At 65.5% G+C, this 14,781-nt stretch carries 20 protein-coding genes; 8 read left to right on the top strand and 12 right to left on the bottom strand.

Annotated features, from left to right (window positions below; translation table 11 throughout):
• Positions 1-13: 13 nt before the first annotated feature.
• From Q9K01_RS02925 to Q9K01_RS02875, 11 genes are read right to left on the bottom strand one after another with little or no spacing between them, the layout of a single operon-like run.
• On the bottom strand, positions 14-925 hold the full coding sequence (locus Q9K01_RS02925) for a flagellin N-terminal helical domain-containing protein (RefSeq protein WP_305928706.1): 912 nt from the start codon (positions 923-925) through the stop codon (positions 14-16).
• Complete coding sequence (flgK, locus tag Q9K01_RS02920; protein WP_305928705.1) at positions 922-2,262, bottom strand: flagellar hook-associated protein FlgK; 1,341 nt, start codon at positions 2,260-2,262, stop codon at positions 922-924. Before flgK ends, Q9K01_RS02925 begins: the two co-directional genes overlap by 4 nt.
• Entirely contained in the window at positions 2,262-2,579 is a 318-nt protein-coding gene (locus Q9K01_RS02915) for a rod-binding protein (RefSeq protein WP_305928704.1), read from the bottom strand. The genes flgK and Q9K01_RS02915 overlap by 1 nt, the downstream gene beginning before the upstream one ends.
• Positions 2,579-3,676, bottom strand: coding sequence for a flagellar basal body P-ring protein FlgI (locus Q9K01_RS02910; RefSeq protein WP_305928703.1), 1,098 nt, complete (start codon positions 3,674-3,676; stop codon positions 2,579-2,581). Before Q9K01_RS02910 ends, Q9K01_RS02915 begins: the two co-directional genes overlap by 1 nt.
• Before the next feature lie 11 nt (positions 3,677-3,687).
• Positions 3,688-4,341 (bottom strand): flagellar basal body L-ring protein FlgH, encoded by a 654-nt coding sequence (locus Q9K01_RS02905; protein ID WP_305928702.1) that lies wholly within the window; start codon positions 4,339-4,341, stop codon positions 3,688-3,690.
• Positions 4,342-4,352: 11 nt separating this feature from the next.
• Positions 4,353-5,141, bottom strand: a complete 789-nt coding sequence (flgG, locus tag Q9K01_RS02900; protein ID WP_305928701.1) for a flagellar basal-body rod protein FlgG — start codon at positions 5,139-5,141, stop codon at positions 4,353-4,355.
• Between the two features lie 22 nt (positions 5,142-5,163).
• Positions 5,164-5,904 carry a flagellar basal body rod protein FlgF gene (locus tag Q9K01_RS02895; RefSeq protein ID WP_305928700.1) on the bottom strand — a complete coding sequence of 247 codons (741 nt, stop codon included), beginning with the start codon at positions 5,902-5,904 and terminating at the stop codon, positions 5,164-5,166.
• Between the two features lie 5 nt (positions 5,905-5,909).
• Positions 5,910-6,722 (bottom strand): flagellar hook-basal body complex protein, encoded by an 813-nt coding sequence (locus Q9K01_RS02890; protein WP_305928699.1) that lies wholly within the window; start codon positions 6,720-6,722, stop codon positions 5,910-5,912.
• Positions 6,722-7,012: a flagellar hook assembly protein FlgD gene (locus Q9K01_RS02885; protein ID WP_305928698.1), complete on the bottom strand. Its 291-nt coding sequence runs from the start codon at positions 7,010-7,012 to the stop codon at positions 6,722-6,724. The genes Q9K01_RS02890 and Q9K01_RS02885 overlap by 1 nt, the downstream gene beginning before the upstream one ends.
• On the bottom strand, positions 7,009-7,413 hold the full coding sequence (gene flgC, locus Q9K01_RS02880) for a flagellar basal body rod protein FlgC (RefSeq protein WP_422785278.1): 405 nt from the start codon (positions 7,411-7,413) through the stop codon (positions 7,009-7,011). Before flgC ends, Q9K01_RS02885 begins: the two co-directional genes overlap by 4 nt.
• Positions 7,414-7,415: 2 nt before the next feature.
• Positions 7,416-7,763, bottom strand: a complete 348-nt coding sequence (locus Q9K01_RS02875) for a flagellar basal body rod protein FlgB (protein ID WP_305928696.1) — start codon at positions 7,761-7,763, stop codon at positions 7,416-7,418.
• A gap of 184 nt (positions 7,764-7,947) precedes the next feature.
• Between Q9K01_RS02875 and Q9K01_RS02870 the strand changes: the two genes are divergently transcribed.
• From Q9K01_RS02870 to Q9K01_RS02835, 8 genes are all read left to right on the top strand, one after another.
• Entirely contained in the window at positions 7,948-8,604 is a 657-nt protein-coding gene (locus Q9K01_RS02870) for a MotA/TolQ/ExbB proton channel family protein (protein WP_305928695.1), read from the top strand.
• Entirely contained in the window at positions 8,601-9,032 is a 432-nt protein-coding gene (locus Q9K01_RS02865) for a hypothetical protein (RefSeq protein WP_305928694.1), read from the top strand. The genes Q9K01_RS02870 and Q9K01_RS02865 overlap by 4 nt, the downstream gene beginning before the upstream one ends.
• Positions 9,033-9,057: 25 nt before the next feature.
• Positions 9,058-9,570 (top strand): flagella basal body P-ring formation protein FlgA, encoded by a 513-nt coding sequence (locus Q9K01_RS02860; protein ID WP_305928693.1) that lies wholly within the window; start codon positions 9,058-9,060, stop codon positions 9,568-9,570.
• An 80-nt stretch (positions 9,571-9,650) separates the two neighbouring features.
• Positions 9,651-9,935 (top strand): flagellar biosynthesis anti-sigma factor FlgM, encoded by a 285-nt coding sequence (locus Q9K01_RS02855; protein ID WP_305928692.1) that lies wholly within the window; start codon positions 9,651-9,653, stop codon positions 9,933-9,935.
• Positions 9,932-10,267 carry a hypothetical protein gene (locus Q9K01_RS02850; RefSeq protein WP_305928691.1) on the top strand — a complete coding sequence of 112 codons (336 nt, stop codon included), beginning with the start codon at positions 9,932-9,934 and terminating at the stop codon, positions 10,265-10,267. Before Q9K01_RS02855 ends, Q9K01_RS02850 begins: the two co-directional genes overlap by 4 nt.
• A gap of 79 nt (positions 10,268-10,346) precedes the next feature.
• Positions 10,347-11,201 (top strand): transglycosylase SLT domain-containing protein, encoded by an 855-nt coding sequence (locus Q9K01_RS02845; protein WP_305928690.1) that lies wholly within the window; start codon positions 10,347-10,349, stop codon positions 11,199-11,201.
• Positions 11,198-13,300: a flagellar biosynthesis protein FlhA gene (locus Q9K01_RS02840; RefSeq protein WP_305928689.1), complete on the top strand. Its 2,103-nt coding sequence runs from the start codon at positions 11,198-11,200 to the stop codon at positions 13,298-13,300. The genes Q9K01_RS02845 and Q9K01_RS02840 overlap by 4 nt, the downstream gene beginning before the upstream one ends.
• Positions 13,297-14,022 (top strand): sigma-70 family RNA polymerase sigma factor, encoded by a 726-nt coding sequence (locus Q9K01_RS02835; RefSeq protein ID WP_305928688.1) that lies wholly within the window; start codon positions 13,297-13,299, stop codon positions 14,020-14,022. Before Q9K01_RS02840 ends, Q9K01_RS02835 begins: the two co-directional genes overlap by 4 nt.
• 64 nt (positions 14,023-14,086) lie before the next feature.
• Here Q9K01_RS02835 and Q9K01_RS02830 read toward each other — a convergent pair whose 3' ends face one another.
• Entirely contained in the window at positions 14,087-14,737 is a 651-nt protein-coding gene (locus tag Q9K01_RS02830) for a response regulator transcription factor (protein ID WP_305928687.1), read from the bottom strand.
• Positions 14,738-14,781 lie beyond the last annotated feature (44 nt).

Raw genomic sequence — 14,781 nt, 5'->3', positions numbered from 1 at the left:
GCTGATTGCGCGATCAGCGCAACATCGAAAACAGGGACAGATTGGCGAGACGGACGAAGCTGGCCTGCGTCGCTTCGAGCACGGTGAGCGTCTCCTGGAGACGGCTCATGGTGGTGGCGATATCGGCGCCGCCGACATCGGCGCGCTCTTCGGCGGCCCGCTCGGCATTGTTTTCGCGCCGCTCGGTCATCAAATCGACCCAGTTGAGCCGCGCGCCGATCACGGTCTGCGCGGTGGTGACCTTTTCCAGCCCGGTGTCGAGCGCTGACAGGGCGTCCGAACTCGCCTGCGTCGCGGCATCGCCCCCGGTCGTGAGCGCCGCGGCCAGGTTGCCGAGCACGCTGAACAGGTCTGTCGGGCCGCCCGCTGTTGCGAACTCGAAGACCTCGGGACCGGTCAGCCCTGGAACCACCGACTGGCCCTCGCCGATCTCGAGCGGGTCCACCGCAGCGGTACCGACGAACTGCGCAATCGTGCCGTCAACGACATAGGCTGCACCGGTGGCCTGGCCGCCGAGCAGGGCATGGCCGGCGATGTTCCGGCTATTGGCCAGCATGACCAGATTTTCTCGTAGCCCCTTCATCTCGATGCCGATCGCTTCGCGCTGCGCATCGCTCAGCGTCGGCGCGGTGCCTTGCACCGCCAGTTCGCGCGCGCGGATCACCAGATCGGCGATCGAACCCAGCGACTGATCGGTCAGCGCGAGATCCGCCTCGGCCAATTGCGAATTGCGCGTATCGACCGCGGCGATGCGCTCGCTGCGCGCCAGCATCCGCAGCCGCGCCGCCGCGACGGGATCGTCGGAAGACCGCTCGATCCGGTTGCCCGTCCCGATCTGCTGCTGCAGCGTCTCGGCGCGCGAACGCAGCACCCCGATCTGCTGCGTGCTGCGTTCAAAGAAGGCACCCGTGCTCAGGTTGATCATCGCCCGATCCCCAGAAGAGTATCGAAAATATCGCTCGCCACCTGCATCGCCCGGCCCGAAGCCTGGAAGGCCTGCTGAAAACGGATCAAATTGGTGGCTTCGTTGTCGAGGTTGACGCTCGATTGCTGTTCGAGCGAGACCCGCGCCGATGAAGCGATCGTCTCGAGCGCGCTTTGCGTCACATTGCGCCCCGCGACGGTGCTGGATACATCGAACAACAGGCTGCTTAGCTTTTGCGCCGGGTTCTCGATCGTCAGCGCCTGGCGCAGATTGGCGAGGTTTTGCGTATCGCGGCTGCCCGCCGCGGCTCCTGCCGGTGCGGTGGCGATCCCCTGTCCGCTGGCGAGCACGACTTTCAGATCGCCCGCGCCGGTTCCTGAGAACATCGGCTGCCCCGGCGCTCCGTCCAGGCCGACACCCGCAGCCTGCGCGGCATTGACCGCATCGGCCAGGCGGTTCGCCATCACATCCAACCGCTCGCGCGTAGCTGCCAGCGAGGTGAGCGCCAGCCCGGCGCCGGCCAGGCTGCCGGAACCCGGATTGGTCGCCAGGCCGTCGACCGCGAAGCTCAAGGTTCCGTCGGCGGCCTGCGCGGACGAAAGCACCCCCGAGGACCCTCCCTGCACGAAGCTGCGCGCAGGCATCGAACCCAAAGAGACCGCCACGGTGCCGTCGCTGGCGAAAGAGGTCGTGACCGCGCTGAACCCGGCCAGGCGCTCGAGCAGCTGATCGCGCTGATCGAGCAGCGCCGCGCGATCGCTGCTGCCGCTGCCGGCGCGCGCCAGCCGCAGGTTAACCCGCCCCAGTTCGCTGCCGATGATATTTGCTTCGCTAAGCTGCGCATCGGCATCGAAGCGAAGACCCGCGCCAACGGAGTCGAGTCCGGCTGCAGTGATCTCGAACTTGCTTGCCATCGTATTCGCTTCGGCTAGCACTGCCGCGCGTCGCGACGGGTCCGAGGGATCGCCCGCAAGCTGCTGTAAAGAAGCCTCGAATTCCACGATCGAGGTAAAAATGCCCGATTGTTCGATCGCGCTCTCGATGTTGCGCAGACCCGACAATTCGGTGTTCGCCCGCTGGAGATCGCCATCCGTCCGGCGCACTTCGCCTTGCAGGAACGGATCGGCATTGCGCCGGATCTCGGCAATCCGCGCCCCCGACAGCGAGATATCGGCCTGCCGCCCGGCGCCGCCCGAAGCGGCGACCTCCGCGATCCTGAGGCTGCGCCGCACATAGCCGTCGCTCGAGGCATTGGCGATGTTCTGTGCTGTGACATCGAGCGCTCCGCGCGCCGCCCGTGCGCCGCTCGCCGCGATCGAGAGGAGATCGGAAGCCATCAGTCGCTACCCTGCGGCAGGAACCGCTCGAGTTGCTGCTCGATCGCCGCAGCAAAGCCGAACTGGCCGGATTTCGCGGTGATCTCGGCGAATTGCGCGTCGCGCATCTCGTGGAAAGTCTTGTCGCTTTCGCCGCCGAACAGATCATTGCCGCCGAAATCGACATTGCGGGCGCTGGCGAGCATCTGGCGTAGCAAGATCGCTTCGAACTGCTGCGCCGTTTCGCGCAGCTCGGCGCGGGCCGGGTCCACCTTACCATTCGGCTTGTCTGGCGCGACGGCACCCGAGGGCCCGCCGATAGGAATGGAAGCGACCATCAGATGATCTCCAACTCCGCGTTGAGCGAACCTGCCTGCTTGAGGGCCTCGAGGATGGCCACCAAATCCGCCGGGCTCGCACCCAGCGCGTTCAGTGCATCGACCACCTCGGCGAGCGAAGCCGCAGGGCCGACCTGCGTGACGACGCTATCCATCTGGCTGGCGCTGATCGCGCTATCGGGTTCGATTGCCGTACGACCGTTGGCGAATGGTGCGGGCTGGACCACGAGCGGGTCCTCGTCGATCCGCACCACCAGGCTTCCGTGGCTGATCGCCGCCGGGGAGAGACGGACCGCGCTTGAGATTACGATCGTCCCGGTACGGCTGTTCACCACAACCTTGGCCGCGCGCTCCGCGGGCTGAATATCGAGCATCTCGATCCGTGCCATGATTTCGGCGCGCGAATTGGCCCCAGGGGGCAGGAACAGCGCGAGGGTCACCCCGTCCTCGATCTGGGCCATGCCCGGATAGAAGGCGTTGATCGCATCGCGAACCCGCGAGATAGTGAGGAAATCGGCGCGGTAGAGGTTCCAGCGCAGCACCTCGGAAAAGTCGAAATTGCTAGCCACCGCCTGTTCGACGGTCGCGCCATCGGCGATCCGGCCCACTGTCGGCACGTTGACCGTCAGCTTCGAGCCATCCTTGCCCGAGACGCCGAGCCCGCCGACGGCCAGATTGCCCTGCGCCATGGCATAGATCTGCCCGTCGGCGCCGTAGAGCGGTGTGAGCACCAGCGCGCCACCACGCAGCGACTTGGCCTTGCCCATGGTCGAGACGGTGACAGGAATGCGCTGCCCGGGCTTGGCGAAAGCCGGAAGTTCGGCGGTGATGATGACGGCGGCTGCGTTCTTGAGCGCCGGATTCACGCCCGGCGCCAGCTGCAGGCCGAGCCGCCCCGAGACACCGCGCATGGCCTGCGTCAGATAGGCGAAATTGTCGTCGCCCGATCCGTCGAGACCGACGACGATGCCATAGCCGGTCAGCTGGTTGGAACGGACCGACTGGAACTGGCCGAGATCGCGCACCCGCTCGGCCGCGGCCGGAAGCGGCAGCAGCGCGAGCAGCGCGACGAAGAGAAGAGCGAGGCGGCGGATCATGATGGCATTCCTCAGAAGGGGGAGACCGCACCGAAGAAGCGCGAGAGCCACCCTTCGCGGCCCGCACGCTGGATCGAACCGGCGCCGGAGTAGGAGATGCGCGCATCGGCGACGCGGATCGACAGGATGCGGTTGTCCTGATCGATATCGGCGAGCCGGATAATTCCCGCCAGCTGGACCCATTCCTCGCCCTGGCTCAAATGCATGACCTTCTCTCCGCGTATCAGGGCCGTGCCGTTGGGACGGACCTCGGCGATAGTGACGGTGAGATCGGCTCGGATCGAACTCGCCTGCGCTGCATTGCCCGAACCATTGAACGACCCTCCGCCCGAAGCATTAAGGTCTGCATCGTCGATCCCGACGAAGCGCGGCAGCGACAATCCGAGATTGCCCTCGCGATCTGTCGAGCCGCTGGTCGATTTGGAGGTCTGCGTCCGCTCGACCAGAACCACCGTGACCAGATCTCCCACCTGCGAGGCGCGGTTGCCGTAGTAGAGCGGGGCATAGCCCTGGCTGACCTGGAAGATGGCGCCATCCGCAGGCTGAGGCTGATAGGGCGGCGGCGGCGGCGGCAGCGCGGCCGCGAACCCTGCGGGTCGCGCGCCTCCGGTGCCGCAAGCGCCGCACATCAGAGCGAGAGGCAGGAGGAGCGCGAGAGACTTCATGCTGTTCATCCTCACAGCGTCTGATTGGCGTTGCGCAGCATCTCGTCGACGGCCGAAACCATCTTGGAGCTGATTTCATAGGCGCGCTGGGTTTCGATCATCGATACCAGTTCCTCGACGATGTTGACGTTGGAGGATTCCAGCATTCCCTGGCGGATGTTGCCGCGGCCATTCTCGCCGCCGGGGCCCAGTTCGGCAGCGCCGCTCGCGGCGGTCTCGACCAGGAAGTTGTCGCCGATCGCCTGCAGGCCGGAAGGGTTGGTGAAGCGCGCGACCTGGATCTGGCCGAGTTCGGCCGGCTCGGCTTCCCCTGCCAGCGTCGCCGATACCGTCCCGTCGGAAGCGACGGTGATCGCGGTCGCGCCTTCGGGCACGGTGATCGCCGGCTGCACCGCGAAGCCCTGCTGGGTGACCAGCTGTCCTTCGGCGGAAACCGTGAAATTGCCCGCACGGGTGTAGGCTGTGCGCCCGCCCGGCATCTCGATCTGGAAATAGCCATCGGCATCGAGCGCGAGGTCGAAGGCATTGCCGGTCGTCGCCAGCGCGCCCTGGGTCATGATCTGGCTGGTGGACTGGACCGCTACGCCGGTACCCAGGTTGAGCCCGGTGGCGTAAGCGGTTTCGCCCGAGGAACGCTGCCCCGCCACTCGAGCATCCTGATAGGCGAGTGTCGCGAAATTGGCGCGGTCGCGCTTGAAGCCGGTGGTGCCGACGTTGGCGAGATTGTTGGCGATGACCCTCATCCGCGCGTCCTGCGCTTCGAGTCCGGTCCGGGCGACCTGGAGAGCTGAGGTGGGCATGTGCTGGATCCTTTTTCCTGGATTAGCCGAGGCGCATCAATTGTGCGCCGCTTTCGTCGATTTCACGGGCGGTCGCGATCATCTTGCTGCGCATCGCGAACAGGCGCTGCGCATCGATCATCTCGACCAGGACTTCGGTGGTGCTGACGTTGGATTGCTCGAGCGCGCCGGTTTTGACGGTGGCGGTTTCATCGAGCGGCAGCACGCCGCCGCCCTCGACCCGGAACAGGCCGTCGAGACCCTTCTGGATCGGCGAACCCTGCCAGCCGGCCAGCTTGATCCGACCGATCTCGGCCGGGGGCTGGTCGGGCACCGCGGGGTCGGTGATCGTGATCGTCCCGTCGGGTGCAATCGCCGGGATGCCGGTGGGGGGGACGGTGATCGGGCCGGTGTCGCCCAGCACTGGACGCCCCTCGCCGTTGACCAGCAGCCCGGTCGCCGAGATCGAGAGATCGCCGCGCCTGGTGTAGGCTTCGGTGCCGCCTTCGGCCTGCACCGCCATCAGCGCCTCGGTCTCGATGGCGAGATCGAGCGATCGCCCGGTGTCGATCATCTCGCCCGCCTTCATATCCGCACCGCGCACCTGCACGGTCTGCATCGCGCGCGCCTCGTTGGGGAGACCCTCGATGGTGACCGCACGCGCATCGACCAGTTCGGCGCGAAACCCGAGCGTATTGGCATTGGCCATATTGCTCGCGATGACGCGCTGGCTGTCCATCGACGCCCGCATGCCCGAAAGCGCAGTGTGGATAAGGCGGTCCATCGCGATCAGCTCCGCAGGTTGATGACGGTCTGCGAGATCTGGGTGGCGGTATCGATCGCTTTGGCATTCGCCTGGAAATTGCGCTGGGCGGTGATCAGCCCGACCAGTTCTTCCGCAATGTCTACATTCGAGCGCTCGAGCGAACCCGAGAGGAGCGAACCGTAGGCGCCCGAACCGGCAGCACCGTAGGTGGCGGCCCCGGACAGGCCGGTGCCTTCCCAGTTTGCCTGGCCCACTTTCTTGAGCCCGGTGGGCGAGATGAACGTCGCGAGCGCCACCGCACCGACCGGATCGGTCGATCCGTCGGCATAGGACGCCGAGACGACCCCCACTTCGTCGATGGTGACGCCTACGAACTCCGCCCCGGCAGCATTCTGCGTCGGCAGGTTGGCATCGGACAGCGTGTTACCGGTGATCTGGCCATTGGCATCGACCGGGAAAAGCTGCAGGCGATTGCCGCTGCTGTCGACGATGTTGCCGGCGCCACTCAGCGTGAAGGACCCGGCGCGGGTGTAGAGCGTCGAGCCGTCGATAGCCGAACGGGTGGTGAAAAAGCCGTCGCCGGTGATCGCGAGGTCGAGCGCGGAACCGGTCTGTTCGACGGGGCCGAGCGAGAAATTCTGGGTGATCGATTTCACCGAGGCGCCGATGCCCTGGATCATCCGCGGATTGCTGAGCGCCGATCCGGCGACGAGCTCCGAGAACTCGGTACGGCTGCGCTTGAAACCGAAGGTCTCGGAGTTGGCAATGTTGTGCGAGATCACGCCGAGCGAGGTCTGCGCGTTCTTCATGCCGTTGAGCGAAGTGTAGAAGGACATCAATTTTCTCCGTTGCGAAGATCGTGGGCGGTCTCGGTGGACACGATCAGCTGATCGAGCTTGTCCGAAATCCGTTCGAGCATGGAATTGGTCTCGGCGACGCCTGCGAGCGAGGAGAACTGCGCCATCTGCGCCAGCATCTCCTTGTTATCGACCGGATCCATCGGATCCTGCTGCTGCATCTGGACGGTAAGCAGACGGAGGAAATCCCCCTGCCCCAGCTGGTCCATCCCGCGCCCCGCGACGGGTGCTGCGGAGGCAGCCGGCTGATTGGTGACTGGTGTGATCATTTCATCCTCATCGTTTCGAGCATCAGCTGCTTGGCGGTCGAGAGCGCCTCGACCATGTTGCGATATTGGCGCGAGGCCTCGAGCATCTCGACCATCTCGGCATTCTCATCGACCGGACTTTCCCAGACGTCGCCATTCTCATCGGCAAGCGGGTGACCGGGGTCGTGGCGGCGGATCGGGGCGACATCCTCGCGCACGACGCCGTCTACGCGCACGGAGGACAAGCCGCTGGCGCGGTCGAGTTCCTGCGCAAAGACGGTGCGCATCGGGCGGTAGGCGGCTTCCTCGCTGCCCGCGACGGAACCGGCATTTGCCAGGTTGGACGCCGCGGTGTTCATCCGCACGAGCTGTGCAGACATTGCGCGGTGCCCCACTTCGAAGAGAGATGACGGACCGGCCATGCTCATTCGCCCCTGATCGCGCGGGTGAGGGTCTCGACCCGTCCGCGCAAGAAACCGAGCGTCGCCGAATAGGCGACCGCATTCTCGGCGAAGGCGGCTTGCTCGGTCGCCATCTCGACGGTGTTGCCGTCGAGGCTGGCCATGGTGGGAATGCGATAGCTTGCGACGGAACCGGCGGCGCGTTCGCTGTCGACCCCGCCCAGCCGCGCTTCGAGCGCCGCCGCGAAATCGACGTCGCGCGCCTTGTAATTGGGTGTTGCGGCGTTCGCGATATTCGAACTGAGCACACCCATGCGCTGCGATCTGATCTCCAGCGCTGCACCGTGAATGCCGAACAAACCGTTGCTCATGTGAGCCTCCGCAAAAAACTACGGAACCGGGTTAGCAAGTGGCGTGCCAAACTCGCTGAAGCTCGTCGGAAGCACCGGTTGCGGCAATTTGCGGCAAGCTTCTGCCGGTGGGCGGCAAAGTTCTTCCACGGGGTAAACACGCCTCGCACCCGACCGTTCTGCGATCCGAGGAGTAGCGCAACCCATGCTGGAAAACTGGATCGATCCCGTCGCGATCGCCATCGTATTCGCAGGAACCGTGGCGGCGACGCTGCTGCGCTGCGGCGTCGCGGATATGCGCGTGACGCTGGCTGCGCTCCGCGGCACGTTCGAGCCCGCCTTCGATGTCGCAAAGGCCAAGGCCGAACTATCGAAACAGATCCGCGAGATCGCCGACGACGGCTTTTTCCGCGCCGCGCCGCATCATTTCGGCGATGTCGAATTCGACAGCATCACCGACATCATGATTGGGCAGCGGTCGATCGAATCGATCCACGGGGCGCATCGGCGGTATAAGCAACAGCGGCTCGACAAAGCGCAGCGCGCGGCGCGAACTTTCGAAAGCGCGGCCGAGCTCGCCCCGGTGCTCGGCCTCGCCGGCACACTGTTCGCGCTGGGACAGGCCCCGGGCGCAACCCCGCAAGGCGAAAGCCTCGTCGATGCGGTCGCGATCGCCGTCGTCACCACGCTCTATGGGCTGCTGGCCGCCAATTTCCTGTTCGCGCCTATCGCGGCCGCAATTGCCCGCCGCTCGCGGCAGGAGGAGCGCGACCGCGACGCGGTTCTCGAATGGCTGGCCGAAGGGGTGCGCAAGGCCGGCAGCGCTGCGCCGGTCGAGAACGCTCCGCAGGTGGCGGCATGATCCTGCGCGCCGGTTCCGGCTGGCAGACGGTTACTGCGGATCTCGCTCTGATCCTGTTCCTCGTCACCGCGCAGGCCAGCCGCGATACTCCGGCTGTGCCGCAGCAGGTGGAGCCAGTCGCGACAGCCATTTCGGACAGCAGCGGCGCGGGGCTGGCGGTGTTTCGCCCCGGCCCCGAGACGAACCTGGGCCAGTGGCTCGATATGACGATGACCGACGACCGGCAGGGCGCAAGCGTGGTCGTCCGGTATCCCGGTGGCCAACGCGAGGCCGCATTCCGCGACGGGTCCGCATTGCTCGAGCAGATCGAGTCGAAGGGCTCGACCGCTCGGCTCGTACTCGAGCCCGGCACAAGGGCCGAAACCCTGGTGACGATCGGCTATGAGGGCAATCCGGAGACTGGCACGATGCTTGCTGAGAAACGTTGAAACTCTCACCGCCAAGGAAATCGCCATGCGCCAGCTTGTTGTTCTCGGACTGATCGGCTCCGCCGCATTTGCCACCGCAGCGGCCGCAGCGACGACCGATCTCGGCATGATCGACCGCGCAGTCGTGGATTTCACCGGTTCGCAGATCGGCCAGCCCGGCGGCGCCCGCTTGCCCGTCGATCGGCGCCTCAAGCTCTCCTCCTGCTCAACCCCGCTCGACCTTTCGTGGTTCGGGCGTGATCAGCGCTCGGTTCAGGTCGCCTGCCCCAGCGCGGGCTGGAAGATCTATGTCGCGGTCGATGGCGGTCCCGTAGGCCAGTCGCGCGAGACACAAGCGCCGGCCGAGATGCTGGTGCGCCGCGGGGAATCCGTCAGCATTCTAGTGCGCGGTCACGGCTTCACCCTCACCCGCCAGGGCGAAGCCGTGGAAGACGGCGCGCAGGGCGAATGGATCCAGGTGCGCGCCGACGGCAAGCGTTCGGATACGCTGCGCGCGATGGTGATCCGCCCCGGCCAGGTCGGCATCCAATTGCCATAGGCGGCAAAATTTGTTGCCGGCCCGTTAAATCCGCGCAGCATCCGCCGTTCTACATATCGACCAGATAGTGGAGCGAAACGATGCGTATTGTCGGATTGCCGGAAATTGCAGGAGCGGTACAGCGCGCGAGCGCGACCGTCGCACCGGCGCAGCGGTTATCCGCCTCGCACAAGGCCGCTGCCGAGACGCGTGAGTCCGAACCTCCGGTCTCTACCGCACGGGTCACAGCTGGTGAGAGCGGCGTCGATCACGAGCGCGTCGCCGCAATCCGCGAAGCGCTTGCCAACGACCGTTATCCCCTCATTCCCACCGAAATCGCCGACGCGATCATCGCGGCCGGCCTCTATGGGACGATCGGCCAATGACCCTGACCTCCAGTCCGCTTGCCACCCTGCGGCAAATGGTTGCCCTGCTCGAAGGCGAACGGCAGGCGCTTGCCGCCCTCGACCTCGACGCGATCGTTCAGTCCACTGCCGGCAAGCTCGACCTGTGCGCGAAACTCGAGGCGGTCGAGCGCTCGCAGCTCGACGAGGAATGCCTCGGCGCACTCGACGCGGTCCGACGGCTCAACGAGATCAACCGCCGCCTGCGCAACCTGATCGCCTCCAACGTCCAGAACCGCCTGGGCACGCTGACCCAAACCGGCGATGCCTACACTGCGCTGCCGCGCCGCAGCGGAGGCGTTGCGCTCGCCTGACGGCAGAACGGCCTGGCCCGCGCTGCGGGTTTGGCACAAAGCTTGCTGAACATCCGGGAAGGCAATTCCCGGAGGTTTCGTGCCCACCGTCAATCCCGTCCAGAACACCGAGGTCAAGGCCGCCATCGCGCGCGCTTCGCTGCGCACGGGGGTCGATTTCGATTATCTGCTGGCGCAGGCGAAGCTGGAATCGGGTCTCGACCCGCGTGCCAAGGCGGGGACCTCCAGCGCCACCGGGCTCTATCAGTTCATCGATTCCACCTGGATGCGCATGGTCGATCGCCATGGCTCTAAACACGGGATGGAATGGGCCGACCAGGCCATCGGCCCCGGCGGAGGGATCGCCGATCCCGCCACTCGCGCGCGAGTCATGTCGCTGCGCTACGATGCAGACGCCTCTTCGCTGATGGCCGCCGAGCTCACCCGCGAGAACGCCGACGGACTGCGCCTTTCGCTGGGCCGCGAACCCGAGCCCGCCGAACTCTATCTCGCGCACTTTCTCGGGCTCGGCGGAGCGCAACAATTCCTCGGCGCATTGGGCGCCGATCCCGGGCGCTCGGCGGCGGCGATGATGCCGCAGGCCGCGCGCGCCAACCGTCCTATCTTCTATGAGGGCGGCCGCGCGAGATCGCTCGGCGAGGTCATGAGCGTGATGCGCGACAAGGTCGCCTCGGCCTATGGCGACGGCGCGATGCCTGCTGGGGCGAGCGGCACTCCCGAACGCTTCGCCGCTTTTGCCGCGCAGCGTAATTTCGCCCAGCACGACTTCTCGGGTTCGACGATCTCATCCCACCCGCTGCCGACCGCCGCATCGCGGCCTTCGATGTCCGACACGCTCAAATCCACCTTCGGCGGCGCGGGCGCCCCGATGGGCGGGCGCGCGAGTGAGACCATCGCCACCGCCTATGGCAAATTGAAAGCATTCGGCCTGTGAACGCACGACAGATCTTCAGCCCCGCCCTCGCGCTGCCGATCGGCATCCTCACGATCATCCTGCTGATGGTCATGCCGATCCCGGTGATCCTTCTCGACCTGTTCTTCGTGCTCAACATCGCCCTCTCGGTTTCTGTGCTGATGGCGGCGATGAACGCGCAGAAGCCGCTCGATTTCTCGTCCTTCCCCTCGGTCCTGCTGTTCGCCACGCTGCTGCGGCTTGCGCTCAACGTCGCCTCGACGCGGATCGTGCTGATGAACGGCCACGAGGGCGAAGCCGCCGCAGGGATGGTGATCGAGGCTTTCGGCGCCTTCCTGATCGGGGGCAATTTCACCGTCGGCATCTTCGTCTTCCTGATCCTGATGATCATCAATCTGATGGTGGTCACCAAGGGCGCGGGCCGCGTGTCCGAGGTCTCTGCGCGCTTCACCCTCGATGCACTGCCAGGCAAGCAGATGGCGATCGACGCCGATCTCGCCGCCGGGTTGCTCACCGCCGACGAAGCCAAGGCGCGGCGCCGCGAGATCGCCACCGAGGCCGATTTCTACGGCTCGATGGACGGCGCCAGCAAGTTCGTGAAGGGCGACGCCGTCGCGGCGCTGCTGATCCTGTTCATCAACATCATCGCCGGGCTGGTGCTCGGCATGACCACGCACGGTCTGTCGATCGCCGAGGCAGGCCAGCACTACATCACACTGGCGATCGGCGACGCGCTGGTCGCCTCGGTCCCGGCGCTGCTGCTCTCGATCGCCGCGGCGGTCATCGTCACCCGCGTATCGGATACCCGCGACCTCACCGGACAGATCGGCGGTCAGCTGGCCGATCCCAAGATCTGGCTGCCGGTCGCCTGCATTCTGTTTGCGATCGGCTGCATTCCGGCGATGCCGCAGGCGATCTTCCTGCCGCTCGCCGCGGGCGCCTTCCTGCTCTGGCGCACGCTCAAGACTCGGCGCGAGGCGGTGGAGAACTTCGTCGAACCCGTTGCTGCGCCCGATCCTTCCAAAATCTCGATCGACGACGTCACCGATCAGACGCTGGTCACCATTCAGCTGGGCTATGGCCTGATCCATCTGACCGACGAGCGCCACGGCGCGACGCTGATTGCGCGGCTGACCGGCTTGCGGCGCCAGATGTGCCAGGCCTTCGGCTTCGTGATCCCACCGTTTCGGATCGAAGACACATTCGAGATCGATCCCGACGGCTACCGCATCACGCTGGGCGGCAGCCCGATCGGCAGCGGCAGGCTCAAACCGGATTCGCTGCTGGCGATCGACACCGGCGAGGTGATGCAGGCGCATGCGGTGCCGGGCGAGGCCACGGTCGATCCCAGCTTCGGCTGCCCCGCGCTGTGGATCGATCCGGGCTCGCGCGATCTCGCGGTCGCCGAAGGCTATCTCGTCGTCGATCCCGAAAGCGTGATCGCCACCCAGCTCCACCAGCTGATCGCGACCCGCGCGCAGGATCTGCTCGGGCCGGATCAGGTTCGCGATCTCGTCGATCACCTGCGCGGGCGCCATGGTCAACTGATCGAGACGATCACGCCCCAGCCGCTCTCGCTCGCCGCGGTGACGCGTGTGCTCAAAGCGCTGCTCGCCGACGGCATCTCGCTACGCCATGCCCTGCCGATCTTCTCCAGCCTCTCGCTGGCCGCTCAGCAGACCGGCGAGCACGATCGCCTGATCGACATCATCCGCGCCGATCTGGGCGCCATGCTGTTGGGCGAGACCTGTTCCCCCGACACCAAACTGCCGGTGATCACCCTGGCGGCGCAGCTCGAGGAGATGGTCGTGAACGGAATGCAGGATCCCGCCAGCGGCGAACTCATCATCGAACCCGATCTCGGCCGCTCGATCGGCGAACGCATCGCCGCCATCGTGGGCGCACGCGAACCGGGCTCGACCCAGCCCGCGCTGATCGTCCAGCCGCGCGCGCGCCGGGCGCTCGCCGCGTTGCTCAAGATGCGCGCGCCGGGCTGCACGGTGCTCTCCATCACCGAATTGCCTCCCACGCAGCCGATCGAGGTGATCGCGGTGGTGGGCGGCGAAACCCATGAAGAACCCGCGGCACTTGGCCATGACACGGAGGCTCTCGCGGCATGAAACACGACCACTCGAACTTCAACGCGCGCCGCGCCTATGCCAGCAGAATCGACGACCGGGTTGCGCAATTCCTGCCCATGGTGCGCAAGCTGGCATGGTATTATGGCGGCAGCTGCAGCGGCTCGATCGACGTCGACGATCTGATGCAATCCGGGCTGATCGCGCTCACCGAATGCGCCCAGCGCCATGATCGGCCAAGCGACGACGGCTTTGCCGCCTATGCCAAGATGCGCGTGCGGGGGGCGATGATCGACCTGCTGCGCTCGCAATCGCATCACACGCGCGGGGCGTTGCAGATGCGACGCAAGCTGGAGCGGGCGACCGACATCTTGCGCAGCGAACTCGGGCGCGAACCCTCTGCGGCCGAGCTCGCGAGTGCGGTTCACATTTCGACCGACGAATTGCACGATATTCGCCGCCAGCTGTATATATCGATGAGCTCGATCGAGGATTGCTATTCCGACAGCGATCCCGCCTTCCGATCCGAAGATCCGGATGCCGAAGCGAGTCTGCTGCAGATCGAGGATCGCGCCGGCCTGGCGGATGCGATCGCTGCACTGCCAGACCGGTTGCAGTTGGTGATAAAGCTCCACTTCGTCGAAGAGCTCAATCTGACCGAGATCGCAGCGGTTCTGGAAGTCAGCGTGCCGCGCGTGCATCAACTCAAATCCGCAGCGTTGGACAAGCTGCGTCTGACGATCGCGGCGGCGGCTCGGGACTGAGGGCTGACGCCCCTGGCCCTGGGAAATTCACAGAGTTTCCGCTGAGCGCCCCTGGATCTCGAAGCTAGGCGGATGCTTGCTGAACCAGCTCTTCATAGCGATCGTCGCAGGCAATCCCCAATGTTGCATTGTCCTGACGCGTCGAAACCTCTGTGGGCAGGCCGAATGCATCCCCTTCGACCGCGATGCGGATTGCCTGCGCCGCAGTGCGCACCTCGAGGCGAGCCATGAGACTGGCGCGATGCGCCTCCACGGTACGCGGACTTATCCCGAGATGGCGCGCGATCGCTTTGCTGGTGCCATGATCGAGCATGCAGGAGAGAATCTCGCGCTCGCGATTGCTCAGCATTTCGAGCATTTTACGTGCGGCGGTCGAGCGCTGCCTTTTCGCGAATCGGTTTGCGAGGGCGCCTTTGAGCTTGTCGTACTCGCGCCGAAATTCGGCGGCTTTCAGCGGGTAGGTGACGTAGGAGGAGACACCCGATTGCATCGCGCTGACAATCCGTGCGGTTTGCGGTTCGTCGCTATAGGCGATGACCGGCAGCCAGATCTCGCTCTCCAGGCGTTGGATCAGCTCGAAGACCCCCTCACCCTCGTCGTGGACGAGGATGAACCCCTCAGAAGGCATGAATCGAATGAGCTCGTCGATTGAATCGAAAGGCTCAGGGTGGATATCCTCGCCAGTCAGAAGCCGGCAGATTTGCGCGCGCCGCACTGCGTCGTCATCGACGACGTAAACTTTCGACATCGATGAAACGC

Origin of the sequence: Qipengyuania benthica (genome assembly GCF_030717865.1) — a bacterium.
Taxonomy (GTDB): Bacteria; Pseudomonadota; Alphaproteobacteria; order Sphingomonadales; family Sphingomonadaceae; genus Qipengyuania; species Qipengyuania benthica.
The sequence above is the reverse complement of the archived record's forward strand: the minus strand, read 5'-3'. Positions and strand labels throughout refer to the sequence as shown.

Excerpts from the sequence above, each read along its gene's own strand:
- Q9K01_RS02910 (WP_305928703.1), bottom strand. The coding sequence starts at position 3,676 with ATGATCCGCCGCCTCGCTCTTCTCTTCGTCGCGCTGCTCGCGCTGCTG.
- flgK (WP_305928705.1), bottom strand. The coding sequence starts at position 2,262 with ATGGCTTCCGATCTCCTCTCGATCGCGGCGAGCGGCGCACGGGCGGCG.
- Q9K01_RS02860 (WP_305928693.1), top strand. The coding sequence starts at position 9,058 with ATGCGCCAGCTTGTTGTTCTCGGACTGATCGGCTCCGCCGCATTTGCC.
- Q9K01_RS02850 (WP_305928691.1), top strand. The coding sequence starts at position 9,932 with ATGACCCTGACCTCCAGTCCGCTTGCCACCCTGCGGCAAATGGTTGCC.
- flgC (WP_422785278.1), bottom strand. The coding sequence starts at position 7,413 with ATGGCCGGTCCGTCATCTCTCTTCGAAGTGGGGCACCGCGCAATGTCT.
- Q9K01_RS02875 (WP_305928696.1), bottom strand. The coding sequence starts at position 7,763 with ATGAGCAACGGTTTGTTCGGCATTCACGGTGCAGCGCTGGAGATCAGA.
- Q9K01_RS02865 (WP_305928694.1), top strand. The coding sequence starts at position 8,601 with ATGATCCTGCGCGCCGGTTCCGGCTGGCAGACGGTTACTGCGGATCTC.
- Q9K01_RS02855 (WP_305928692.1), top strand. The coding sequence starts at position 9,651 with ATGCGTATTGTCGGATTGCCGGAAATTGCAGGAGCGGTACAGCGCGCG.
- Q9K01_RS02895 (WP_305928700.1), bottom strand. The coding sequence starts at position 5,904 with ATGGACCGCCTTATCCACACTGCGCTTTCGGGCATGCGGGCGTCGATG.
- flgG (WP_305928701.1), bottom strand. The coding sequence starts at position 5,141 with ATGCCCACCTCAGCTCTCCAGGTCGCCCGGACCGGACTCGAAGCGCAG.
- Q9K01_RS02925 (WP_305928706.1), bottom strand. The coding sequence starts at position 925 with ATGATCAACCTGAGCACGGGTGCCTTCTTTGAACGCAGCACGCAGCAG.
- Q9K01_RS02905 (WP_305928702.1), bottom strand. The coding sequence starts at position 4,341 with ATGAAGTCTCTCGCGCTCCTCCTGCCTCTCGCTCTGATGTGCGGCGCT.
- Q9K01_RS02835 (WP_305928688.1), top strand. The coding sequence starts at position 13,297 with ATGAAACACGACCACTCGAACTTCAACGCGCGCCGCGCCTATGCCAGC.
- Q9K01_RS02870 (WP_305928695.1), top strand. The coding sequence starts at position 7,948 with ATGCTGGAAAACTGGATCGATCCCGTCGCGATCGCCATCGTATTCGCA.
- Q9K01_RS02885 (WP_305928698.1), bottom strand. The coding sequence starts at position 7,012 with ATGATCACACCAGTCACCAATCAGCCGGCTGCCTCCGCAGCACCCGTC.
- Q9K01_RS02890 (WP_305928699.1), bottom strand. The coding sequence starts at position 6,722 with ATGTCCTTCTACACTTCGCTCAACGGCATGAAGAACGCGCAGACCTCG.
- Q9K01_RS02915 (WP_305928704.1), bottom strand. The coding sequence starts at position 2,579 with ATGGTCGCTTCCATTCCTATCGGCGGGCCCTCGGGTGCCGTCGCGCCA.